General features: G+C 30.6%; 17 protein-coding genes. 13 read left to right on the forward strand and 4 right to left on the reverse strand.

Annotated features, from left to right (window positions below; all coding sequences use genetic code 11):
- Positions 1–139: 139 nt before the first annotated feature.
- Positions 140–460: a YbaB/EbfC family nucleoid-associated protein gene (locus B0A57_RS07660; RefSeq protein ID WP_011963031.1), complete on the reverse strand. Its 321-nt coding sequence runs from the start codon at positions 458–460 to the stop codon at positions 140–142.
- A gap of 331 nt (positions 461–791) precedes the next feature.
- On the opposite strand from B0A57_RS07660, the gene recJ reads away from it, so the two are divergent.
- The 6 genes from recJ to B0A57_RS07690 all read left to right on the forward strand — a co-directional run bounded on the left by recJ (position 792) and on the right by B0A57_RS07690 (position 9,493).
- The gene (gene recJ / locus B0A57_RS07665) at positions 792–2,480 is read left to right on the forward strand and encodes a single-stranded-DNA-specific exonuclease RecJ (RefSeq protein WP_034098089.1); all 1,689 of its coding nucleotides are present in this window, start codon (positions 792–794) and stop codon (positions 2,478–2,480) included.
- A gap of 163 nt (positions 2,481–2,643) precedes the next feature.
- Positions 2,644–2,826 carry a hypothetical protein gene (locus B0A57_RS07670; protein WP_038466418.1) on the forward strand — a complete coding sequence of 61 codons (183 nt, stop codon included), beginning with the start codon at positions 2,644–2,646 and terminating at the stop codon, positions 2,824–2,826.
- Positions 2,826–3,383: a Smr/MutS family protein gene (locus B0A57_RS07675; RefSeq protein WP_011963034.1), complete on the forward strand. Its 558-nt coding sequence runs from the start codon at positions 2,826–2,828 to the stop codon at positions 3,381–3,383. Before B0A57_RS07670 ends, B0A57_RS07675 begins: the two co-directional genes overlap by 1 nt.
- 42 nt (positions 3,384–3,425) lie before the next feature.
- Positions 3,426–3,818, forward strand: coding sequence for a hypothetical protein (locus B0A57_RS07680; RefSeq protein ID WP_011963035.1), 393 nt, complete (start codon positions 3,426–3,428; stop codon positions 3,816–3,818).
- A gap of 127 nt (positions 3,819–3,945) precedes the next feature.
- On the forward strand, positions 3,946–8,289 hold the full coding sequence (locus B0A57_RS07685) for a CusA/CzcA family heavy metal efflux RND transporter (RefSeq protein WP_034098091.1): 4,344 nt from the start codon (positions 3,946–3,948) through the stop codon (positions 8,287–8,289).
- Between the two features lie 73 nt (positions 8,290–8,362).
- Positions 8,363–9,493, forward strand: a complete 1,131-nt coding sequence (locus tag B0A57_RS07690) for an efflux RND transporter periplasmic adaptor subunit (protein WP_034098110.1) — start codon at positions 8,363–8,365, stop codon at positions 9,491–9,493.
- 354 nt (positions 9,494–9,847) lie between these two features.
- Here the strand turns inward: B0A57_RS07690 and B0A57_RS07695 are convergent, their stop codons facing one another.
- Complete coding sequence (locus tag B0A57_RS07695; protein ID WP_011963038.1) at positions 9,848–10,429, reverse strand: dual specificity protein phosphatase family protein; 582 nt, start codon at positions 10,427–10,429, stop codon at positions 9,848–9,850.
- Between the two features lie 226 nt (positions 10,430–10,655).
- On the reverse strand, positions 10,656–12,584 hold the full coding sequence (locus B0A57_RS07700) for an LTA synthase family protein (protein ID WP_034098093.1): 1,929 nt from the start codon (positions 12,582–12,584) through the stop codon (positions 10,656–10,658).
- A 303-nt stretch (positions 12,585–12,887) separates the two neighbouring features.
- Between B0A57_RS07700 and B0A57_RS07705 the strand changes: the two genes are divergently transcribed.
- The 7 genes from B0A57_RS07705 (at position 12,888) to B0A57_RS07735 (ending at position 21,782) form a co-directional block, all read left to right on the forward strand.
- On the forward strand, positions 12,888–14,315 hold the full coding sequence (locus B0A57_RS07705; protein ID WP_011963040.1) for an L-serine ammonia-lyase: 1,428 nt from the start codon (positions 12,888–12,890) through the stop codon (positions 14,313–14,315).
- A 299-nt stretch (positions 14,316–14,614) separates the two neighbouring features.
- On the forward strand, positions 14,615–15,433 hold the full coding sequence (gene panB / locus B0A57_RS07710; RefSeq protein WP_011963041.1) for a 3-methyl-2-oxobutanoate hydroxymethyltransferase: 819 nt from the start codon (positions 14,615–14,617) through the stop codon (positions 15,431–15,433).
- 46 nt (positions 15,434–15,479) lie between these two features.
- The gene (locus B0A57_RS07715) at positions 15,480–16,757 is read left to right on the forward strand and encodes a S41 family peptidase (RefSeq protein WP_052079096.1); all 1,278 of its coding nucleotides are present in this window, start codon (positions 15,480–15,482) and stop codon (positions 16,755–16,757) included.
- A 33-nt stretch (positions 16,758–16,790) separates the two neighbouring features.
- Complete coding sequence (locus tag B0A57_RS07720) at positions 16,791–17,486, forward strand: RluA family pseudouridine synthase (protein WP_034098095.1); 696 nt, start codon at positions 16,791–16,793, stop codon at positions 17,484–17,486.
- 26 nt (positions 17,487–17,512) lie between these two features.
- Entirely contained in the window at positions 17,513–18,841 is a 1,329-nt protein-coding gene (locus B0A57_RS07725; RefSeq protein ID WP_034098114.1) for an aldehyde dehydrogenase, read from the forward strand.
- Positions 18,842–18,867: 26 nt separating this feature from the next.
- Positions 18,868–19,587: a hypothetical protein gene (locus B0A57_RS07730; RefSeq protein WP_162179046.1), complete on the forward strand. Its 720-nt coding sequence runs from the start codon at positions 18,868–18,870 to the stop codon at positions 19,585–19,587.
- 323 nt (positions 19,588–19,910) lie between these two features.
- Positions 19,911–21,782, forward strand: coding sequence for a mechanosensitive ion channel family protein (locus B0A57_RS07735; RefSeq protein ID WP_034098098.1), 1,872 nt, complete (start codon positions 19,911–19,913; stop codon positions 21,780–21,782).
- Between the two features lie 347 nt (positions 21,783–22,129).
- Here the strand turns inward: B0A57_RS07735 and B0A57_RS07745 are convergent, their stop codons facing one another.
- A complete protein-coding gene (locus tag B0A57_RS07745; RefSeq protein WP_052079097.1) occupies positions 22,130–25,048 on the reverse strand; it encodes a M16 family metallopeptidase in 2,919 nt (972 codons plus the stop codon).
- Positions 25,049–25,180 lie beyond the last annotated feature (132 nt).

Genomic DNA, 25,180 nt, shown 5'->3' on the forward strand with positions numbered 1-25,180 from the left:
ACTTGTACTCAGTTGTTTTATTACACGATTTTTTTTAGACTCGAAAAAAACGGGAATTTGTGGTTGCCTTTTTGGGTTTTTTAGCGCATTAGTAGTTAAATTACGAATTATAATAAGATATTATAATTCGTAATTTTTTTTATTTAAACATATCTTCCATACCTGGAATCATGGGCATATCTACTTTTGTAACGGCATCAAGTTCGGTTAGGTTTACTCTTGTAGCTTTCTCGATTGCTTTGTTTATTACAGTTACCAGATAATCTTCTAATTGTTCTTTGTCTTCAAGTAAAGCGTCGCTAACAGAAATGTTTTTTATCGCATTATTTGCCGTTATAGTTACTTTAAGTAATCCGTCAGAACTTTGCTCGTGTATGAGAACGGTGTCTAAACGTTTTTTTGTGTCTTCTATTTTTTGTTGGGTTTCTTTCATTTTACCCATCATTGCCATTAAGTCCATGTTTAATTGTGTTTTATGACTATATATAACTTTTACCAAGTTGTGTTTAAACCACGAATTATACACATTAGTACAAATTTTTTAAAGACCCATAAATAGGAATTTGTGGTAACCGTATTTTTTTTTTAAATACTTGGTATTAGTTAGAAAGAGTCAAATTGTGTTTTTAATTTGCCGCAAATTTAATAATTTAAAGCTAAAGATCGAATAATTTTTAGCTTTAATAAAACTTACTACTTTTTACTTTTTTTTGATTATAAATTATTGAATGTTTTAAGCTAAATTTGTTTTTTATACAACGATAATTGTAAATTATAATACAGAATTAAATATGCGCTGGACAATTAAGCCAAAACCTGCTGAAGAAAAAGTGAAACATCTGGTAGAAGTGCTAAATATTAAAGATTTTGTAGCTTCATTGCTAATTCAACGCGGAATTGAAACATACGACCAAGCCAAAACATTTTTTCGTCCTAGTTTAGATGATTTGCACAATCCATTTTTAATGAAAGATATGGATAAAGCCGTTCGACGAATAGAGAAGGCGATTGCAAATAACGAAAATATCATGGTTTTTGGAGATTATGATGTTGACGGAACAACCGCAGTTTCATTAGTTTCGTCTTACTTAAAATCCTATTACAAAAATGTAGCCACTTATATTCCTGATCGTTACGATGAAGGTTACGGAATCTCATATAAAGGTATCGATTATGCCGATGATAATAATATCACACTTATTATTGCACTAGATTGTGGCATAAAATCGGTAGAGCATGTGGCTTATGCCAAAGCAAAAAACATCGATTTTATTATTTGCGACCACCACCGTCCAGGAGTGTTTTTGCCAGAAGCAGTTGCTGTTTTAGACCCTAAACGACCCGATTGCTTTTATCCTTACGACGAACTTTGTGGTTGCGGGGTTGGCTTTAAATTAATACAAGCTTTGGGTGAAAACCGAAACCAAACCATCACAGATTTTATTCCGTATCTAGACTTGGTTGCCACTGCAATTGCTGCCGATATTGTACCTATAACTGGTGAAAATAGAGTTTTAGCAAAATTTGGCTTAGAAGTAATTAATACAAATCCTAGACCAGGAATTAAGGCTTTAATACAAAATATTAAAAAAGAAACACTCACAATTACCGATGTCGTTTTTATCATTGCACCAAGAATAAATGCTGCGGGACGAATAAAACATGGTAATTATGCTGTTCAATTATTAACAGAATTTAATTTGCCACAAGCAGAAGAATTTGCCACACAAATAGAAATTTTTAATGCTGACAGAAAAGATTTAGACAAACAAATCACCAAAGAAGCATTGCAACAAATAGAAAATAATAAAGAAGAAAATAACTTTACAACTGTTGTTTACCAAGAAGATTGGCACAAAGGAGTTATAGGAATTGTAGCCTCTAGACTCATAGAAACACATTATAAACCAACAATTGTTTTTACAAAAAGCGGCGATAAATTAGCAGCTTCGGCACGTTCTGTTAAAGATTTTGATGTTTATAACGCTCTAGAAGAAAGTGCAGTATTCCTAGAACAGTTTGGCGGGCACATGTATGCCGCAGGGATGACTCTAAAAGAAGAAAATTATAAAAAATTTAAAAATAAATTTGAAGAAGTTGTTAAAAATAGTATTCAGCCAGATTTGCTTATTCCAGAAATTGCTATTGATGCCGAACTTAAATTATCCGATATAAATGAAAAATTAGTCCGTATTTTAAAGCAATTCGAACCCTTTGGTCCAGAAAATATGACTCCTGTTTTTATATCAAAAAATATAAACGATACGGGTTATGCTAAAACTCTTGGTAAAGACGAAGAGCATTTGCGATTGTTTGTAAAACAAAATAATAGTGAAGGATTTGCTGCTATTGGTTTTAATTTAGCCAATAAAAAAGCACTTACAGAAAATCAGAAACCATTTGATGCAGTATATTATATTGATGAAAATATTTGGAATGGAAATGTAACTTTGCAATTAAGACTACGAGATATAAACTAATACTGATGATTTTTTTACCACAGATTTACAGATTGCTAAAAAATAATATTTTCTAATTTTTTTTATGTTATTTGTACAGTGAAACTTCACTTTATTATTTTCAAACTACAAATATACAGTTAAAACCAATTTAGTCCGCAAAGCGGACAGTAAAAAAATAAAAATGAAAAACAGATACATCATACTAATGATTCTCCTAGCGATTGCCTTATTTTGGAATCAAAATACGATAAAACCAAGCCTCTGGATAAAAATTATAGGATTAGTTTTATTCTTTTATGGTATGATGAAATTAAGCGCAAAAACACCCAGTAAAAACCAAGATAACCAAGATAACCAAGAATAATGCTAGCAAAAGGAGATAATATTTCGGTTTTAGACGACGCCATAAATGGTGTTGTTCTTAAAGTGAACGGAAACATAGTAACAATTGAAACCGAAGATGGTTTTGAGCTCGATTATAACGAAAAAGAACTTATTTTGATAGAATCTTCAAACGATTTGATGCATAATATTTCTAAAACTAATTTTTTGGCAGTAGCAAAAGAAAAAGAAATTCCCAAACCAAGGAGTTTTGTAAAGGACAAAAAATCTAAAAAAGAAGAATTTGTTCTCGAGATAGATTTACATATAGAAAAACTAGTTCCCAATAAGCGAGGAATGAGTAACTACGATATTTTAAATATTCAGACCGAAACTGTAAAACGACAAATGGATTTTGCACTTCGCAACCGAATTCCAAAAGTCGTTTTTATACACGGAGTAGGAGAAGGCGTACTAAAATCTGAACTCGATTTTTTATTGGGTCGTTACGAAAATATTACTTTTCAAGACGCAAATTATCAGAAATATGGCGTTGGCGCAACTGAAGTTTATTTTATTCAAAAAAAAAATAATTTGTAATATTTTTATAGAAAAATAAAATAATATCGTAATTTTACAAGCGTGAAAAAAATAATTTCAATATCCTTTTTATTTATATTTCTGTATGCCAACACAGAAATAGGACAATTATTGAAGTTACCCAACTTAATTCACCATTTTATAGAACATCGCCAACACAAAGGCGAGCGCAGTGTTTCATTTATTGATTTTGTAAAAAGTCATTATAATGACAATGTGAAGCATGCCGATACAGACAAACATGACGAACATAAAAACTTACCTTTCAAAACAAGTAATACACACCTAAATACTATAATTGCTTTTGAAAATCAGCCAAATATTTCATTTAGAAAACCAATTAGTATTGTTATAAATAAGACTGTTGGTTTTCATAAACAATTCTACACTTCTAATGTTTTGGCTTGTATTTGGCTTCCACCTAAATTGAGTTAATGATTTTTTTTATATAAATAACTAATTAGCAATGTTTTAAAATATTTCTGGTTAGATATTAAAAATGCTATTTGCTAATTATTTTTAGTGAATGGTACGTTTATAAACTTCATTATTTTCAAAAGTTATGCTGAATAAAATCATAGAATTTTCTATAAAAAACAAACTCATAATTGGGTTGTTTACTCTTTTACTCATGGGTTATGGTAGTTACCAATTTACAAAATTACCAATAGACGCTGTTCCTGATATTACAAACAACCAAGTACAAGTAATCACATCTGTACCATCTTTGGGAGCAACTGATATTGAACGATTAATAACCTTTCCGATCGAACAAGCCAATAGTAACATTCCTGGATTGAAAGAAATTCGCAGTTTCTCTCGTTTCGGATTATCGGTAGTAACTATTGTTTTCGATGATGCAACGGATGTATATTGGGCAAGGCAACAAGTAACAGAAAGACTAAGCACTGTTAAAGATCAAATTCCAAAAGGAATTGGCTCTCCAATATTAGCTCCAGTAACCACAGGTTTAGGAGAAATTTATCAATACGTTGTGAGGGCAAAAAACGGTTATGAAAAAAAATATCAAGAAACAGAATTAAGAACCATTCAGGATTGGATCGTGCGCCGCCAATTATTAGGCGTAAATGGCGTGGCAGAAGTTAGCAGCTTTGGTGGTAAACTAAAACAATATGAAATTGCAATAGACCCAAACAAATTGCAATCTCATAATATTACGATTGCCGATGTTTTTACTGCTTTAGAAAAAAACAATCAAAATACAGGTGGCGCTTATATAGAAAAAGGTCCCACATTATTATACATAAGAAGCGAAGGATTGCTTAGTACAATTGAAAATATAAAAGACACTTCTATAAAAAACACTTATACAGGAAGTCCTTTATTTATTAGAGATGTTGCCGATGTTCGTATTGGAAACGCTATTCGATACGGAGCAATGACTTTTAACAAAAAAGGCGTACAATCTGGCGAAGTTTCTGGAGCGGTTGTCATGATGCTTAAAGGGGCAAATAGTAATGTTGTTATTAAAAATATTAAAGAAAGAATAGCCCAAATTCAAAAAACATTACCCGAAGGTGTTGTCATCGAACCCTTTTTAGATCGAACAAAAATGGTTAATAATGCCATTCATACAGTAAGTAAAAATTTATTAGAAGGCGCCTTAATTGTCATTTTCGTTTTAGTATTATTTCTAGGAAATTTTAGAGCAGGTCTAATTGTAGCTTCTGTTATTCCTTTAGCAATGTTGTTTGCTGTTATAATGATGAATTTATTTGGCGTAAGTGGTAATTTAATGAGTTTAGGAGCCTTAGATTTTGGTTTAATTGTTGATGGTGCAGTTATAATTGTAGAAGCCGTTTTGCATCAATTATCGTATCATAAAACCACAAAATTAAGTGCACAGCAAATGGATAGCGAAGTATCTAACAGTGCTTCAAAGATGATGAATAGTGCAGTTTTTGGTCAAATTATAATTTTGGTAGTTTACATTCCAATTCTAACCCTAGAAGGAATTGAAGGAAAAATGTTTAAACCAATGGCACAAACTGTAGCTTTTGCTTTAATTGGTGCCTTCCTACTTTCATTAACTTATATTCCCATGGTAAGTGCTTTATTTTTAAACAATAATGTATCCAACAAAAAGAATTTCTCTGACCTAATTATGGAAAGGATAATTGAAGTTTATACAAAATATTTAAAAAAAATGATCGAATATCCTAAAACTGTTATTTCATCAGTTATAGCACTATTTGTACTTGCCATTGTTATTTTATCATTTATGGGGGGCGAATTTATTCCATCACTCGAAGAAGGTGATTTTGCTGTAGAAACACGTGTGCTAACAGGAAGTAATCTTCAAACCTCTATAACCGCAGTCTCTCAAGGCGCAAAAATATTATTAGATAAATTTCCAGAAGTTCAAAAAGTAGTAGGAAAAACAGGAAGTTCTGAAGTGCCAACCGATCCGATGTCTGTAGATGCCAGCGATATGATGGTAATTCTAAAAGACAAATCAGATTGGACATCAGCTTCAACATTTAACGAGCTATCAGCAAAAATGGCAAAAGAACTAGAAGCTGTTCCTGGTGTTTCCTATGGTTTTCAATATCCTGTACAAATGCGTTTTAACGAGTTAATGACAGGTGCAAGACAAGATGTAGTATGTAAAATATTTGGCGAAAACCTAGATACATTAGCATTATACGCCAACAAATTAGGGAAAATTGTAAACACTGTCAATGGTACTTCGGCACTTTATGTAGAAAAGGTGACCGGAATGCCTCAAATTGTAATTAATTATAATCGCCCTGCAATTGCACAATACAATTTGAATATTGAAGATATTAACAGAATTGTAAATACTGCTTTTGCTGGGCAAAGCACAGGATTAATATATGAAGATGAAAAAAGATTTGACTTGGTTGTGCGTTTAGCTGGAGAAAAAAAACAAAGTTTTTCTGATGTTCAAAATCTATTAATCCCTACACCAAGTGGCTCGCAAATTCCGCTATCGCAATTGGCAAATGTAACCATTACCGAAGGTCCAAATCAAATACAAAGAGAAGATGCTAAACGCAGAATTGTAATTGGTTTTAATGTTCGTGGTCGTGATGTGCAAAGTATTGTAACAGAATTGCAAGATAAAGTAAACAAAAAATTAAAACTTCCTGTGGGCTATTATACTACTTATGGCGGTGCTTTTGAAAATTTGAATGCAGCCAAACAGCGATTGTTTATCGCAGTTCCCATTTCATTAATACTCATTTTTGTTTTATTATTTTTTGCTTTCAAATCGGTTAAACAAGGATTGTTAATTTATTCTGCTATTCCATTATCTATGATTGGCGGCATATTCTTTTTGGCACTTCGTGGAATGCCATTTAGCATCAGCGCAGGAGTTGGATTTATAGCTTTATTTGGGGTAGCAGTTTTGAATGGTTTGGTTTTAATAGCAGAGTTTAATCGAATCAAAAAGTTGGGCGAAACCAATTTAAAATCAATTGTTATACAAGGCGCAAGAATACGTTTGCGTCCCGTATTAATGACTGCTTTTGTGGCATCGCTAGGTTTTTTGCCAATGGCATTAAGCAGTGGGTCTGGTGCCGAAGTTCAAAAACCATTAGCAACTGTTGTAATAGGCGGTTTGCTAATTGCAACATTCTTAACCTTATTTGTTTTACCAATTTTATATATAATGTTCGAAAAAGGAACTAAATTAGAACCTAAAAATATAAAGAAGATTACTCCAATTATTGTATTGGGATTGTTTTTGTTTTTTCAAAATGCAAATGCTCAAGAAAAAATCACCATAAACAAAGCCATTGAAACCGCATTGCAGAATAATATTAAGATTAAAAGCCAAAAACTAAATTCAGATTATTTGCAAAAAATGACTAAAACAGCTTATGACATTCCAAATACAGGAATTATTAGCGAATATGGTCAGTTTAATAGTAACGTAAATGATCTAAAAATTGGTGTGTCACAAAACATTAAGTTTCCAACAGTTTACAAACGACAAAAACAGCTACTAGTAGCACAAGCTAAAACAGGAGAATATAACGAAGCCTTACAAATAAAAGAGCTAACCAAGCAAGTTAGAACCGTATTTTATGAAATGATTTATCTTAAAGAAAAAGAAAAACTATTGCAAAAAAGCGATAGTATTTATTCTGAATTTTTAAGAAAAATGACACTTCGTTTTGATAAGGGTGAAAGTAATATTTTAGAAAAAGCAACTGCCCAAAACCAATCGGGGCAAATAAAAATACAACTACAAGAAACACAATTCGATTATAAAATACTTCAAACACAATTCAAATATTTATTAAATGATGATAAAGATTTCATGCCATTTTGTGATAAATACAAAATGAATTTCGATGAATTTTTAGATCAAAATACAATCTCAGACCAACCAAGCATAAAACTAAAAGAGCAAGAAATAAATAGCAGTAAAGCCGAAATTGCATTAGAAAAATCAAAAAAAATGCCAGAACTAATTGGCGGGGTATATTGGCAAACATTCAAAACCAATACCACTTTACAAGACAGTTATCATGGTATTTACGGACAATTTGGTGTGGCCTTGCCTTTATTTAATTCGTCCTTCAAAAGCAAAGAAAAGGCATTGGAAATTAATTATCAAATTGCCGAAAATGAGTTAACTAGCGAAAAAATAAACCTACAAACACAATATCAGGAATTACTTCAAAATTATAAAAAAATTAAAGAAACAATTACTTACTATGAAAGCCAAGCATTAAAAAATGTAGGCTTAGTACATAATGCCGCTAATAAAAAACTTATCAATGGCGAGATAAATTATTTAGAATGGGTAATTCTTATTAATCAAAATATCGAAATTCAAAATAATTATATTGAAGCCATAAGAAAACAAAATGAAACCATTATCAATTTAATGAACTTAACATCAAAATAATTTAAAATCACAAATTCACGACATGCGCTTTTGCCAATTGGCCAAGCAATGCCGTAATCAAAATATAAAAGCTATGACTAAAAATATTTTCATTATAATTGCAACCATTACACTATTTACTTCTTGCGGAAACAAAAAATCTGAAGAAGAAGTAAGCAATAAAAAAAAGGTAGAAAACACAACAACACTTACTAATGCACAAATAAAAATTGCAGGAATTCAAACTGGAAAAATAGCGCAAAAAGAAATTTCTGCTACATTAAAACTTAACGGAAAAATAGATGTGCCACCACAAAATTTAGTTTCTATAAGTGTACCAATGGGAGGTTATTTAAAATACACCAATTTACTACAAGGAATGCACGTAAGCAAAGGACAAGTTTTGTGTATTGTTGAAGACCAGCAATACATACAACTACAAGAGGATTACTTATTAGCAAAATCGAAAATTGTGTATGCCAAAGCAGAATTCGAAAGACAAAAAGAACTAAATCGAAGCAAAGCCAGCAGCGACAAAGTATATCAGCAAGCCCAAGCCGAATACAATTCGCTATCAGTAATGGTACAATCCTATGGCGAAAAATTAAAATTTGCAGGAATAAACCCAAATTTAGTTACAACAAAATCTATTTCAAAAAGCATCAATGTGTATTCGCCAATAAGTGGTTTTGTTTCAAAAGTAAACGTAAACATAGGTAAATATGTAAACCCAAGCGATGTTTTATTTGAAATTGTAAATCCAACAGATATACATTTAGCATTAACTGTTTTCGAAAAAGACATAAATAGTTTGGCTATTGGACAATCGCTTGTAGCCTATACCAATACAAATTCAGAGAAAAAATACCCTTGTAAAATTATCTTAATTGGTAAAGATTTTTCAGCAAATAGAAGTACCGAAGTGCACTGTCATTTTATAAATTATGACAAAACACTTTTGCCAGGAATGTATATGAATGCAGAAATAGAAATAAAAAGCCAACAATCAAATGTTTTACCATCAGATGCAATTGTGCGTTACGAAAATAAAAATTATATTTTTATAGCCAAACAAAATAAGCAATTTGAAATGAAAGAAGTGATTATAGGAAATACAGAAAATGAATTTACAGAAATTCTTTCAGATGATTTAAAAACAGTAACTATTGTAACAAAAGGCGCTTATTCATTATTAATGAAAATAAAAAATACCGAAGAAGAGTAAATCATAGAAAAATAAAATAATAAAACAGATTTACTATAATAAAAAAAAGTAATTTTGAACAAAATAACAGTATAAATTATACCATTTAGAATAAAAAAATAGGCTAAAATATTTTAGCCTATTTTTTTATTTTAGCCTATTTTATAATTTTAATGATATAGCAAATTCGATAAAAATATTCGTAAAAGAAAGTGAATTGCAATTTAAGAAGTTCATAAGAAAACTGCCTATTCATAAAAAAAAAGTATTCTATGCTATCAATTCTTAACAATAGGGAATAATTATTGACTAAAATAAGCTGTCTAGTATTTTAAAAATAAACCACAGTACTGAAGATTATTTTGCTAAAAAATATTATTTCAATGAATCTTTTCTTGGTTTGTAATGCATTAAATATTCTCCTTTTGGTTTTCCATCATCAAAAGAACTAAATTTAACTAGGGTTCTTACACCATTTCTGGCATCTTTGTTAGTAAAATTTTCGTATTCAATTCTGTAAATTGCTGAATACAATTCGGCACGACCAATACCGTGATAACAATGAATTAGGACTGGGTAATTAGATTTGTTGTCCATTATTTTTAAAAAAGTCTTTACATTTTCTGGTGTAGGCACTTGGTCAGAACCATTATTAAAATAGTTAACTCCTTTTATTTTTGCAATGGCTTCTTTTTCGGCAGTTAATTCCGTTGGAATTTCTGGATTATTAACTAAATCTGTAGTACCTGGAAACCGCAAATCGACTATAGATTTTATATTGTATTTTTTTACATAACTTTCTATTTCATCTGGCGGTATTACACCTGATTTATATACTTTTCCTTCAGTTATTGTTTCGAAGTTGTGATTTATATTCATATCATACACATATTTTCCTACAAACAGGAGTATGATAATACTTATGGGAATGACTATTTTTTTTACTTTAGAACTCATAATAAATATAGGTTACAGATTAAAATCACGTTTATATTGAAGCTTATATCTTATAAACTATGACGTAAAATTATTGATGCTTAAATTTTTAATTTTTTTACAAATGTATTATAAAATTTAAAAAGGGAAGCTAAAATTATGCTATTTAACTAGAAAACATCAATTGCAAATTAAAAATTAGATCTAAAATATTGTATCAAGTCATTTTAAATTCGCAATTGAAGTGCTAGTTTGCTGTTAGTTTTTTATCGATAATTCTTCGCATATAATCCTGAATGAATGCTTTTGCCGAAGTTTTTATCCTTATTATTTCTTGATTGTTAATCTTTCCTATCAAATTATGTTCTAGGCCCAAATCTTTTTTATCGTATATTCCTACAATTTCTTTCCCATCAAAAGTACAAATATAATTTCCTTGCATAAACTGATATTGTCCACCATTAAAATTACAAGCAAAAGGTGCTATCTTTTTATCTCCAACAAGGCTTCTTCCCCAGCTCCTAAAAGGTTTTTTATATCCTATTATATCTAATAAGGTAGGATAAATATCTATTTGTTGGGCAAAGTCTGTATTTACACCTTTTAGATTGCTATTTGGTTTATAAATTAAAATTGGAACTGCAGAACGATTAATTATTTGATTATAAAAAGGGTAATAAGTCTGGTTGCAATGGTCTGCTGTGATTATAAAAATGGTGTTGTTAAACCAAGGTTGTTTACGCGCAGATTCAAAAAATTTCTTGAATGAAAAATCTGTATAACCAACCACTTTATGCATAGGGATATTCCCTTTAGGAAATGTATTTTTATATTTTTCTGGCAAAACAAATGGCTCGTGTGAAGAAACGGTAAATATTGTACTAAAAAATGGCGTTTTCTTTTTATCTAATTCACCTTTCATAAATTGCAGAAAAGGTTCGTCCCATATTCCCCAAGAACCATCAAATTCGTTGTCGTTATTAAACTCTGTTCGTCCGTAATAATGATCGAAACCTAAAATATTTCCGAAGCCTAAAAAACCCATCGAGCCATTTGCTGCACCATGAAAAAAGGAAGTGTCATACCCCAACTCTTGCAGTGTAGAGACTAACGATTGTATTTTTTGTTTTGGATATGGTGATGATGTAAAGGCATCTCTAAAGGACGGAATTCCAGCAATTACTGATGACATGCCGTGTATAGATTTACTTCCGTTTGCAAAAGCATTGGTAAAAATTAAACTTTGCCCAGCTAATGAATCTAAAAAGGGAGTGTAACTTTTGTAATCTGGAATATTATTGTTTTTATTAAATGCACCCAAATATTCTCTGCCCATACTTTCTGTAATAATTAAAACAATATTTGGCTTTGTTAATGGGTTGTTTTTATATTGTTTTATAGGCTCAATTGTGTTTTTTATTTGTGATTCAGATACTAAATTTATTTTTTTAAATGTATTAGTATTCATCGTTCTTATTAATGCAAATGGTGTATTTAGCACAATATCTGCATGTTGTGGTTTTTCAACATACCTGTTTGCATCAATCATATTAATAGGTCTGGTACTTTTCTTAAAATCGCTTCGAATCCCACCAATAGCTAAAGTTGTAATTATTAATAAACCTATTAAGGAATAGGTAAAATATTTTATTTTGCTAATACTAATAGGTAATTGTTTAATTTTTACTTTTTTATATAAATAAACCCATAAAGCTAATACCATAAAAAACAAGACATAAACATGCCAATAATTTACAATAAAACGAGAAAACATAATCCCTTTATTGGTTTCGTTTCTAGCAATATCTAAAATAGTAATGGTGGTTCTTGCATAGGTAAATCTATAATAAATAAAGTCTAAAAAATTAGTAGCATAGGCAAGAGAATTAAAAATAAAATAAATCCAAAAAAGAAAAATTTGATATTTTTTTGAAGTATTAATCCAAAAGGGCAATATAGAAAATAAGATAAATAGCCCATTTATATACAAAATAGCGGTCGTATCGAAAACCAAACCATGATAAGCTAATGACAAATATTGTGAAACAGAATCTACTTTTAGCAATTTGTAATTGTATAAAAAGAACCCCAATCTAGCGATAGAATAAAATAAAAAAGACAATAATAATCTATAAGACAGTACTTTATATTCTTGAAATCTGAAAAATTTAGACATAAAAAATCACATTATAATTGTTTGTAAAATTATAAAAATATAATAGCAAAGGAAGAATTTTAATACAAAATTAATATTCTAAATTTATCAAACAAAACATATATTTGTGCGGGGCAAACACACCTATTTCAAAAATGAAAATTCGACACAAGGCGAGCGTGGCGAATAGCGAAATAATTGTACGATTTAAGATATTTTAGATGTCGTAAATATTCTGACAAAGGGAAATAAAATGGTGTAATTCATGACAAAAAAAATAGTTTGTTTGTCCTAATATATTTGTAACACAAAAGAATAAAATTTATGGAAGAGTGTATCTCAGTATTTGATATGTTAAAAATTGGCGTTGGCCCATCAAGTTCACACACCCTTGGCCCTTGGCGCGCTGCCGAAAAATTTCTAGAAGAATTAACAAATAATGATATTTTAGAAAAAACAATTCGAGTAAAAGTCGATTTGTATGGTTCTCTTTCGCTAACAGGAACAGGACACGCAACAGATCTGGCAGTAATGTTAGGACTTAGTGGCCAAGATCCCGAATATATTCCTGTGCAAAATATTTCTGGAATTATAAAAAATATTGAAGATAAAAAAGAAATAAACTTAAGCAACAAAAAACTCATTCCTTTTTATTTTTTGCAAGACATTGTTTTTAATAAAAATTTCTTGCCTTTTCATGCCAATGGATTAAGATTTACCGCATTTACTTCCAATGAAAATGAATACCAATCTACCTTCTATTCCATTGGTGGCGGATTTGTGGTTAAAGAAGAAAGAGAAAATGCTAAGAAAAAAACAGAAATAAAACATACATTTCCTTATCCAATAAATCTAGCAGAAGAATTATTACAATATTGTATTTCGAAAAACAAAAAAATATCTGAAATCGTTTACGAAAACGAAAAATCGATGCGTTCCGAAGACCAAATAGACCATGAGTTAATGAGAATCTGGACAACTATGCTAGAATGTATGCACATTGGTTGCCATAGCGAAGGAATTTTGCCTGGCGGATTAAATGTGCGTAGAAGAGCGTTCGATATGCATCAAAACTTAATAGGATTAGCCAATTACTCAAACCCACAAGAATGGTTAGAATCTATCAGAAAAACAGAAGTTAAATTTCGCCAAATCCTAAAATGGGTTTCTTGTTTTGCCCTTGCGGTAAATGAAGTAAATGCTTCTTTAGGCCGAGTAGTAACAGCTCCAACTAACGGAAGTGCGGGGGTAATTCCTGCCGTTTTAATGTATTATTTATGCATCGAAAATCATCAAGCAGGCAAAAAAGAAATAAAACAATTCTTGATGGTTGCTGGCGAAATAGGAAGTATATTCAAAAAAGGCGCAACAATATCGGCTGCAATGGGTGGTTGCCAAGCCGAAATTGGAGTCTCATCTGCTATGGCTGCAGCAGCACTATGCGAACTCATGGGGGGAACTCCAGAACAAGTACTCATGGCTGCCGAAATAGCCATGGAACACCACTTAGGATTAACCTGTGACCCGATTGCTGGTTTGGTACAAATTCCGTGTATAGAAAGAAATACTATGGGCGCCATAAAAGCTATAAATGCTGCCGAATTAGCGCTGGAAACCGACCCTAAAAATGCCAAAGTTCCTTTAGATAAAGTCGTAAACACCATGTGGCAAACTGCAAAAGACATGAATAATAAGTACAAAGAAACCTCTGAAGGTGGATTAGCAATTGCTGTAAATATGGCTGATTGCTAAATTTATGATACTAAATAACAATCGTTTTTCTTATACTAATAATAATCACAGTTATTTTGGGTATTATATCCCAAAAAAATGATTTTGTTCCACCTTTTTTTAAAGATATTTTATACGCTGTAATGGTTTATTTTATAATGTGTTTTATTTTTAAAAATTATAAGCCAAAGAAAACCATAATTCTTGCTTTATTATTTTATTAGCACTATATTTTTCTTCCTATTTACAAGTAAACTAATCGATTTTATTACTTTTACAACCTAATATTTAAAGACAACATTCTAAAAATTATAAATCAAATGTCAGTAGCCAAAAAAGATTACAAACGCATAACCGTAAAATCATTGATAGATATGAAAGCCAATGGTGAAAAAATTTCTATGCTTACAGCCTACGACTATACGATGGCAAAAATTGTAGATACCGCTGGAGTCGATGTTATTTTAGTTGGGGATTCTGCCAGTAATGTAATGGCAGGGCACGAAACCACTTTACCAATTACTTTAGATCAGATGATTTATCACGCATCGAGCGTAGTTCGAGCTATCGAAAGAGCTTTGGTTGTGGTAGATTTGCCTTTTGGAAGCTACCAATCAGATTCAAAAGAAGCCTTACGTTCGTCTATTAGAATTATGAAAGAAAGCGGAGGTCACGCTGTAAAACTAGAAGGCGGAAGAGAAATAAAAGAGTCTATCAAAAAAATTCTAAATGCAGGAATTCCAGTTATGGGACATTTGGGGCTTACACCACAATCTATATACAAATTTGGAACTTATACCGTTCGTGCCAAAGAAGAAGAAGAAGCCGAAAAATTACTAGACGATGCTAAACTATTAGAAAAATTAGGCTGTTTCGCTTTAGTTTTGGAAAAAATTCCAGCACATTTAGCCGAAAAAGTTGCCCAAAGTATTTCTATTCCCGTAATAGGAATTGGCGCTGGCGGTGGTGTAGATGGCCAAGTTTTAGTCATTCATGATATGTTAGGAATGAACAACGAATTTAGCCCCAGATTTTTAAGAAGATACCTAGATTTATATGACCAAATGACCAAAGCTATAGGTAATTATGTTGCCGATGTGAAAAGTAAAGATTTCCCGAATGCTAATGAACAGTATTAATTAGTAGTATATATCCTATAAAAATAAATTTTAATAAAAAGATTACATGAAGAAAAGCACCATTTTTATTCTGCTCTTTACATTAAATATTTCATTTGCACAAAGTACAAAATCTGAAATCACAGATGATAAAAAAATATTTGGTTTATCTAAACTTTGGAGTGACGTAAAATACAATTTTGTGAATTTTGATTTAGTAGATATCGATTGGGATAAAACCTATCAAGAATACATTCCGAAAGTATTAGCTACAAAATCTACTTATGATTATTATCAAGAACTTATAAAAGTGATGGCTTCCCTGAAAGATGGTCATAGTAATGTTTATTATACTTCTCCTGATTATGGACGACCTCCTTTAAGAACTAAATTAATTGAAAACAAAGTTCTTGTTACTAACGTATATAATGACACGTTGGTTTCAAAAAACATTGCAATTGGTGATGAAATTTTGGAAATAAACAATTTAAATGCTATTGAGTATGGCAAAAAATTCGTAATGCCGTACCAAAGTGCATCAACAGTTCAAGATTTGGATAATAGGACTTTTCATTATGCTTTTTTTTACGGCAAAATAAATGAGCCAATTGTATTAAAAATCAAGAAAAAAGACAATTCTGTTTTTACAACAACAATAAGTAGAAAATTAAAATCAAATGACAAAAAACAATCTTTCGAATTAAAAATAACAAAAGACAATATTGCACATCTTATTATTAATGATTTTGAAAATAAGAATTACCGCAAAATATTTGACAGTTTATATGTAAATATACTAAAATCAAAAGCACTGATTATTGATGTTAGAAACAATGGTGGTGGTAATGGAAGTCATGGATATTATATATTATCGCATTTAATTGATAAAAAAATTCCTACTTCAAAAACTAAAACAAGACAATATATTCCTTTATATAAAGCATCTGGTTATTCCGATATTTTTTTAGAAATGTCTCCTTATTTCTTAGAACCAGTACAAAATAAAGAAAGATATCTAAAACAAGTTATAGTCTTAACTAGTGCAAAAACATTTTCTGCAGCAGAAGATTTTTTAGTAGCATACGACAATTCTAAAAGAGGTATTAAAATTGGACAAAGAACAGGAGGAAGCACAGGACAACCCATTTCTTTTGATCTTCCAGAAGGTGGAAAGATGCGAATCTGTACTAAAAGAGATATGTATCCAGATGGAAAAGAATTTGTAGGCATAGGTATAATACCAGATATTGAAATAAATGAAACAATAGAATCGATACAAAAAGGTAAAGATATTGTTTTAGAAAAAGCCATAGAAGTTATAAATAAAAAGCCACTTAAATCTTAATACTATTGAAACACATCAGTAACAGAAAAACACATGACAGAAAAAATAATATCCCACAAAAACAACCTACAAATTCTTCACCAAGACAATCACATTATTGTAGTAAATAAGCGTGTAGGCGATATTGTGCAGGGTGACAAAACAGGCGACAAACCTTTATCAGAAGTTGTCAAAGAATATATAAAAGATAAATACGATAAACCAGGCGAAGTTTTTTTAGGTGTTGTACACCGATTAGATAGACCTACAACAGGAATTGTAGTTTTTGCCAGAACAAGTAAGGCATTAACCAGATTAAACGAAATGTTTAGTAATCGAGAAACCCAAAAAACATATTGGGCAGTTGTAAAAAACAAACCTGAAAAAAATGAAGCTAAATTAGTTCATTATTTAAAAAGAAATGAAAGAAATAACACCTCAAAAGCACATATCAAAGAAGTTCCAGAGAGCAAATTAGCTTCTTTAGATTATAAAATTATCAAGGAATTAAACAACTATTTTGCATTAGAAATTAATCTTCACACGGGGCGTCATCATCAAATTAGAGCACAGCTTTCTGCAATTGGTACCCCCATCAAAGGAGATTTAAAATACGGTTTCGACCGAAGCAATCCCAACGGAGGAATACATCTTCATGCCAGAAAATTAGTTTTTATTCACCCAGTTACCAAGGAAAACATACAAATTATTGCACCAGTTCCTGACGATGTGATTTGGAAAGCAGTTTAATATTATATTTTATAAAAATTAAAATGATGAATAATTTACCCTCCATTTCACAAAGAAAAGATGCTTTAAAAAAGCTACTAAAAAATATTATTATTCACGAAGAAGAAATTCTTGAAGCTTTATATAAAGATTTTAAAAAACCAAGATTTGAAGGTATTGTTACCGAAACATCATATATCATCTCGGAACTAAAAAACACCATCAATAAAATAGATTCTTGGAGCAAACCAAAATGGGTTTTTCCATCGCTTCTAAATTTTCCATCGTCGGATTATATATATAGCGAACCTTACGGAAAAGTACTCATTATTTCGCCCTGGAATTATCCATTCCAACTAGCCATCAGTCCACTTATTGCAGCAGTTGCAGCGGGAAATACGGTAACACTAAAACCATCGGAACTTACACCATATACATCGGGAATATTATCCAAAATTATCAGAGAATCCTTTGAAGTAAAACACGTTGTGGTTGTAACTGGCGATTATACTATTGCACAGGATTTACTAAAAAAACGTTGGGATTATATTTTCTTTACAGGAAGTGTTACCGTTGGAAAAATTGTAGCCAAAGCTGCCGCCGAAAATCTAACGCCCATAACCTTAGAATTAGGAGGTAAAAATCCTTGTATTGTAGATGAATCTGCTAATCTTCAACTGGCGGCAAAACGTATCATTTGGGGCAAAATTCTAAATGCTGGGCAAACTTGTATTGCTCCAGATTATATATTGGTTCATCATAAAATGAAATCGAAATTAATTAATTATCTTATAGACGAAATTAAAAAGGCACTGGGCGAAAACCCACAAGAATCCGAAGATTTCGCTAGAATTATTAATCTAAAAAATTGGGAAAGACAATTAAGTTTGATCGAAAATCAGAATATAATTTCTGGTGGCCAATCTAGCAAAAATGATTTTTACCTAGCGCCTACACTACTAGACGAACCTCATTTAGATAGTCCTGTTATGAAAGACGAAATTTTTGGGCCTATTTTACCAATCCTTTCTTACCAATCTAAAACAGATATTGAAAGCACTATTTCTAAATACGAAAAATCATTATCGCTATTTATTTTCTCAGAAAATAAGTCATTTATTAAAGAAGTACTAAATAAATATTCTTTTGGTGGTGGTTGTGTAAATGATACAATTATTCATTTTTCAAATAGTCGTTTGCCTTTTGGTGGTGTTGGTCATAGCGGTATTGGTGCTTATCACGGCAAACTAAGTTTCGATACTTTTTCGCATAAAAAATCGATCGTTAGAAAAGGAAATTGGCTCGATTTACCATTAAGATATGCTCCTTACAAAAATAAAGTAAATATTATAAAACGAATACTAAACTGGCTATAATTTAAACAAAAACAAACATGCAAGAAATGAATGAAACTAAAAAATATTTAAGTTTAGAAGAAACAATCGACGATGCTTTTCAAATCTGGAAAAAAACAGCACTCATGGGCGGATTGGCTTTTCTTTTTTTAATACTTATTCTAACAGCGTTAGTATCTGTAGGAATGGGTTATTTTTTTAATGCAAAAGAACTTCCTGAACTAATAAAAGATTTTAATCCAGAAATATTATCAAGCAACGCATTGCTAATTTATTTTGGTATAGTTATAGGTTTTACAGTCCTTATTAGCCCTTTTGTAGCAGGAATGCTAAAAATGGCTTATGATGCAGATAATGGTAAAGAAGTCACTTTTTCATCGATATATCATTATGTAAATAGCCCAAAATTTTTAGATATTATATTAGCAACAGCTACAATTTCTTTATTTTCGGTATTATTAGATAATTTAATAAAAAATATGTTACCAAATACCTTAGGAGAAATACTAGGTTTTATGGTATCTTATGCCATATCGATACTTACATTTATAGCAATACCATTAGTGCTTTTTAAAAATTTAAATTTTATCGATGCTCTTAAATTAAGCTGTTCTAGAATTTTAAATAACTTTTTTCCTGTTTTATTGTTAATGATTATAGCAGGAATATTTTCGATAATTGGAATTATTGCTTTTTGTATTGGTTTGTTTTTCACAATTCCATTCGCTTATGCAATGCAATATAGCATTTACAAAAGGTTGGGTTAGAAATTTTAACACAAAAATCCTGTTTTATTAGAAAAAACGAAACGAAATTTTTTCTAATATTACTCGCTCAATTTTAAATAGTATAATAAAATTTATAAAGCAATCGAAGAACTCAAATTAAAATTTGATGAAATAGTTAAGGAATTAATCACATAAAAAACTATGATAAGCTTATGATTTTTTATTGTTTTATTATTTAAAATCACACTATTATATATATATAATTGGTATTATTTCTACTTTTGATTAATTTTAAAAAACTAGCGCTATTTTTGATGCCAAAGTATCTCATGGCGATTGATTAATTTGAGGAAACCACAAAAATGACAACATTAATAAAACAATTATCGTTACTGCTAATATTCGCTTATTGCCTTGCAAGTGCGCAAACACAGAGTGAAAAACATGAAAACGATTCGATTAACACAGCTGCTCTTGCAAATTTTAACAAGAAAGTTATTCTAATTAAGAAACAAATATCTGAGGATTCTATTCAAAAAATAGCACTAGAAGCAAAAATAAAATCGCTAAAAACAACTGATAATCTAATAAAAGAAACTTTACAAAAACAACTAAATGTTTTAGTAAGTAAAGACTCATTACGGTTATTAGATAAAAAAAAACAAATTGATGCTTTGCGATCTTCTGCAAAATATTATGCTGTAAATGGTTTTTTTAATGACACATTATTTGTTATTTATAGTAAACTAGGTAGTTTTTCTGCTCAGGATAGAGCAATTGCCATAGAGCGTAGAATAAAAAAATTAGCAGATAACTTTTATTTCAAAAGCGATTCGATAAATATTATAGCAACCGAAACAACAATCGATTTAATGGCTGGCGAAAATATCTTAATCAGTCTTTCAGATAACGATGCCATTTGGAACAATACCACAAAATTAGCATTAGCCAACGAGTATAAAATAATTATTGTAAATGCAATCATAAGCTACAAAAAGGAAACAAGTTTTGCAACTTTAGCTAAAGAAATAGGATTGGCAATTTTAGTGTTAATAATTATTATTGGAATATTTTTTTATATTATTAAATTCTTCAACTGGATAGGAAATAAAATACAATTTGAGGAAAATAAGCGAATTAAAGGAATTAAAATTGGAAATTACAATTTGTTTGATGCTAAAAGACAAGTATTGGCATTATTATCACTTAATAGAGTCATAAAATGGTTATTTATTCTATTACTAATATATATTGCTTTGCCAATTTTATTTGGTATTTTTCCTTGGACAGAACATTTTACCGACACTCTTTTTGGCTATATTTTAAATCCTACCAAGCAAATAATATTAGGATTTTGGAATTATTTACCCAATCTTTTTACCATCATAGTAATATATATTGTTTTCAAATATATATTAAAAGGAATACATTTTCTTAAAATAGAGATCGAAAATGACAAATTGCATCTTGCAGGATTTTACCCTGATTGGGCAAATCCAACCTATCAAATTTTAAGATTGGTATTATATGCTTTTATGTTTGTGTTAATTTTTCCGTTTTTACCAGGAAGTAATTCGCCAATATTTCAAGGAGTTTCTGTTTTTTTGGGAGTTCTTTTTACTTTTGGATCTTCAGGTTCACTATCAAACATTGTTGCGGGGATTGTTTTAACCTATATGCGATTATTTAAAATAGGAGACCGTGTAAAAATTGGCGATGTAGTAGGGGATGTAATCGAAAAATCGATGCTAGTTACAAGAATAAAAACCGTAAAAAACGAAGTAATTTCTATACCAAATACCACTGTAATGAGCAGTCATACAATAAATTACAGTAACGAAGCCGAAGCAGGAAATGGCTTAATACTGCATACCACAGTAACTATTGGATACGATATACCTTGGAAAATTATGCACCAAGTATTATTAGACGCTTCAGACAGAACAGATTTATTGCTAAAAGAGCCAAAACCATTTGTACTACAAACTAGTTTAGATGATTTTTATGTGTCTTATCAAATAAATGCTTATACGAGAGAAGCCAACAAGCAATCTGGAATATATTCTCAATTGCACGCTAATATACAAGATTGTTGTAACGAAGCAGGTATAGAAATTCTCTCCCCACATTACCGCCAAATGCGTGATGGTAATCGGGTAACTATTCCTAATGATTATTTAGATAAAGATTATCAGGCACCAAGTTTTAATGTAAAAATAACAAAAGAAGATTAAACAAATTTTTCTTAGTTAATTTAAATTGTAAAATAATCTGTTTTTTTAAGATTTTTATAATCAAATATTTATATAATAACAATCTATTGATGATTTTTTACCTAATGACTAATTATACCTTTATTAGTTGAGTTATAATTATGTTTAAAAAAAATCTCAACCTTTCGATTGAGATTTTTCTAAAAAAAAATATTGTTGTAAAAAGAGTTTTTATTAATAATGATGGTCTAAAAAAGACATCGATTTTTAATTTATTTTGCCACAAATTTAAAGCATTAATAAAATTTTGTACTTTGGTTGCAAAAAAATATGTGGCTAAAAAGCATACACTTTATTTGGTTAAAGCCTTAATAATTAAAAATTTCTTCTAAAGTAACTTCTTCAATTGTCCCTAATTTTTTTAAGGCTTCAAAATCTAAACTTTCTTTTTTACCAATAATAGCAGTATTATATTTTTTGGTTTTTACTTCTTTATTAAAGAAATTATTGGTGTTTTCTAGCGTAAGATTCTGAATGTTTTTATAAACATCATTTCGGTTATCATAATCGAAACCTAGTTTTTTGAGTGCTAATTGACTAAAGAAGATGTTGGTTTTACTAATTCTAGTAGAAGCAATTTGTTTTAAACTCGACTCTTTTGCGTTATTAAATTGCCTTTCTATTTTTGGCATTTCGTTTAGTAATACCGAAATGGCATCTACCGCTTGTGGCAATTTGTTAGCTTGGGTACCAATAGAAACTTGCATATAATCGCTTAGAAGTTTGTCGGCAGGCATTCTGTAAACTGCATTTGCAGAATAGGCAAGCGATTTAGATTCTCTAATTTCTTGAAAAACTATCGATGATAATCCAGAGCCAAAGTAGTTGTTAAATACATTTACTGTTCCTGTATTGGCAAAATTATATTTTTCTCCTTTGGCAATTCTAGTCATTTCCGTTTGAACCATGTCGTAATTTGCAAAATAAACTTTGTTATCTGTTACAGGTTCTGCATATTCTTTTGCTGTAGGAATGGCTTTGTTTGCATTTAGATTGTGATTTTTTTCTAACGAAGCAAGAATTGGATTTAAATCATTACCGTAAAAGAAGATTTCATGTTGGTAATTATTTAAGTCTTTTAGTAAATCCGTTAATTCCGAAGCATTCATTTCTTTTAGTTCTTTTTCAGAAATAATGTCTCTAAAGCGAGAGTTAGCACCATATTTTGCATAGTTTGTCAAGGCATTCATGATGTTTTCTTTTCGTTTTTTTGCATTACTTCTAGTGTTCAAAATCGTAGCAACTGTTGTATTATAAACTTCTTGGTCTGGTTTTACATTTTTTAATAAATTTTCTAACAAAGTAATTCCTTTTGGTAAATTACTTTCTAAACCTGAAAGATAAATATAGCTTAAATCGTTTCCAGCATTTACAGAAAGGGTTATTCCAATTTTGTAAAACTCTTTTTTAATGTCTTCAACAGTCATCTTATCAGTTCCTAGATAATCTAACATTTCTATAGCCAATGGTAGCTTTTTGTTATGATCTGAACCCATATTAAAGATATAATATAGCTTAGCAATTTCATTGGTTTTGTTTTTCACAAAACTTACCGTTGTGTTTTTTACTTTTTTACTTTGAATTTCTTTTTTGAAATCGACAAAAACGGGTGCCAAATCTCCAGAGTTTATTTTTGCAAATGTTTTGTAAAATTCCGATTGTGCTTCTCTGTTTAACTGAATAGGAGTGATGCCAGGATTAGAAACACGAACCAATTTATCATTAACTCCTTTGGTTTTATATACCGCAACATAATTGTTTTTGTAAAAATCATTAGCAAATTTTACTACATCGGCTTTGGTTATTTTTGCTGCTTCGTCAGTTTCTGCAATTATATCGCTCCAGCTTCTACCTTGTATAAATGCTTGGTAAATGGTGGTTGCTAATCCGTCGCCAGTTTCAAAAGTTTTCATCACATCAAGTTTCATGTTATTAATGATTGCTGGAATCATCATTTCCTCGAAGTTGCCTTTTTTAATTTTATCAATTTCTCCGAGTAGCATTTTTTCGCCTTCTTCTAATGTTTGTCCATCTTTTGTAGATAACATTAAAGCTTGGTAACCATAATCGTTGAAAATGGAGGTATATGAACCCGCACTTAATGCCAATTGTTTTTGATTGATATTTGAATCAATTAACCCAACATCGCCAGAATTTGATAGTATGCTAGAAGTAATTTCAGCTAATATTGCTTCTTTTGTACCAGCACCAGCAGTTCTCCAAGCTACCATTAATCGTTCGGCTGTTGGACTTTTTACTTCGCTTCTTACTACAGAGGTCATTGGTTTTTCGGTTAGTACTTTTAATTTTGGAAGTTCTTTGTACTTCATGGTGCCAAAATAGGTATCAACCATTTTGATGGTTTTGTCAAATTCTAGATCACCAACTAAGACAACTGCCATATTATTTGGAACATAATAAGTGTCGAAATAATTATGAATCGCCACCATCGATGGGTTTTTAAGATGTTCTGATTCTCCAATGGTTGTTTGTGTTCCGTATGGTGTTGTTGGGAACAAATCTTTCATTAATTGGGTATTTAGTAATCGTCCATCATTGTCTTGCGCTCGGTTATATTCTTCGTAAACAGCTTCTAATTCGGTATGAAAAAGACGTAGAACCAATTCTGAGAAACGTTCTTTTTCGACAATCATCCATTTTTCTAATTCGTTTGCTGGAATATTGTTTTTGTAAACCGTTTCGTTTAGCCAGGTATGTGCATTTGTTCCTTTGGCTCCTAAAGATGAAATAAGTTTATCATACTCGTTTGCCACCGAATATTTAGAGGCTTCTTGCGAAACTTCATCGATGCGTTTGTACAATGCTTTTTTCTTTTCGGGATTGGTTTCTGCTTTGTGTTGTTCGTATAAATCGGAAATTTGTGCGATTAATTTTTTTTCTATTTCCCAATTTTGGGTTCCTATTTTGCTAGTTCCCTTAAAAACCATGTGTTCTAAATAGTGCGCTAGGCCAGTATTGTTTGCGGGGTCATTGTTAGAACCTGTTCTTACGGGAATATAAGTTTGTATTCTTGGTTCGTCTTTGTTTTGGGCGAGATATACTTTTAGTCCGTTTTGTAGTGTGTATAGTCTAACGCCTGTTTTGTCATTTTTTACTATTTCGTAAGTGTAGCCTTGGGCGTCTTTATTTTTCTCGGTACTGGTTGTTTGTGCATTCATTGTTGTAATACCTAGCATTAAGCAAGTGGTTAAGATTATGTTTTTCATTTGTTATTAGTTTGTTTCAAAAATAGGGAAAGGATGTGGTAATTTTCTGAAAGTTATGTTAAAAATAATACCATTTAAAGTTTAAATTTACTGGGATAAAAAAACATACAGTTTGTCATTCCGAGGAACGAG

It is taken from the genome of Flavobacterium psychrophilum DSM 3660 = ATCC 49418 (genome assembly GCF_002217405.1).
GTDB lineage: Bacteria > Bacteroidota > Bacteroidia > Flavobacteriales > Flavobacteriaceae > Flavobacterium > Flavobacterium psychrophilum.

Bases quoted from the DNA above. Each gene is read 5' to 3' on its own strand.
- B0A57_RS07660 (WP_011963031.1), bottom strand. From the start codon at position 460: ATGGACTTAATGGCAATGATGGGTAAAATGAAAGAAACCCAACAAAAA.
- recJ (WP_034098089.1), top strand. From the start codon at position 792: ATGCGCTGGACAATTAAGCCAAAACCTGCTGAAGAAAAAGTGAAACAT.
- B0A57_RS07670 (WP_038466418.1), top strand. From the start codon at position 2,644: ATGAAAAACAGATACATCATACTAATGATTCTCCTAGCGATTGCCTTA.
- B0A57_RS07675 (WP_011963034.1), top strand. From the start codon at position 2,826: ATGCTAGCAAAAGGAGATAATATTTCGGTTTTAGACGACGCCATAAAT.
- B0A57_RS07685 (WP_034098091.1), top strand. From the start codon at position 3,946: ATGCTGAATAAAATCATAGAATTTTCTATAAAAAACAAACTCATAATT.
- B0A57_RS07690 (WP_034098110.1), top strand. From the start codon at position 8,363: ATGACTAAAAATATTTTCATTATAATTGCAACCATTACACTATTTACT.
- B0A57_RS07695 (WP_011963038.1), bottom strand. From the start codon at position 10,429: ATGAGTTCTAAAGTAAAAAAAATAGTCATTCCCATAAGTATTATCATA.
- B0A57_RS07700 (WP_034098093.1), bottom strand. From the start codon at position 12,584: ATGTCTAAATTTTTCAGATTTCAAGAATATAAAGTACTGTCTTATAGA.
- B0A57_RS07705 (WP_011963040.1), top strand. From the start codon at position 12,888: ATGGAAGAGTGTATCTCAGTATTTGATATGTTAAAAATTGGCGTTGGC.
- panB (WP_011963041.1), top strand. From the start codon at position 14,615: ATGTCAGTAGCCAAAAAAGATTACAAACGCATAACCGTAAAATCATTG.
- B0A57_RS07715 (WP_052079096.1), top strand. From the start codon at position 15,480: ATGAAGAAAAGCACCATTTTTATTCTGCTCTTTACATTAAATATTTCA.
- B0A57_RS07720 (WP_034098095.1), top strand. From the start codon at position 16,791: ATGACAGAAAAAATAATATCCCACAAAAACAACCTACAAATTCTTCAC.
- B0A57_RS07725 (WP_034098114.1), top strand. From the start codon at position 17,513: ATGAATAATTTACCCTCCATTTCACAAAGAAAAGATGCTTTAAAAAAG.
- B0A57_RS07730 (WP_162179046.1), top strand. From the start codon at position 18,868: ATGAATGAAACTAAAAAATATTTAAGTTTAGAAGAAACAATCGACGAT.
- B0A57_RS07735 (WP_034098098.1), top strand. From the start codon at position 19,911: ATGACAACATTAATAAAACAATTATCGTTACTGCTAATATTCGCTTAT.
- B0A57_RS07745 (WP_052079097.1), bottom strand. From the start codon at position 25,048: ATGAAAAACATAATCTTAACCACTTGCTTAATGCTAGGTATTACAACA.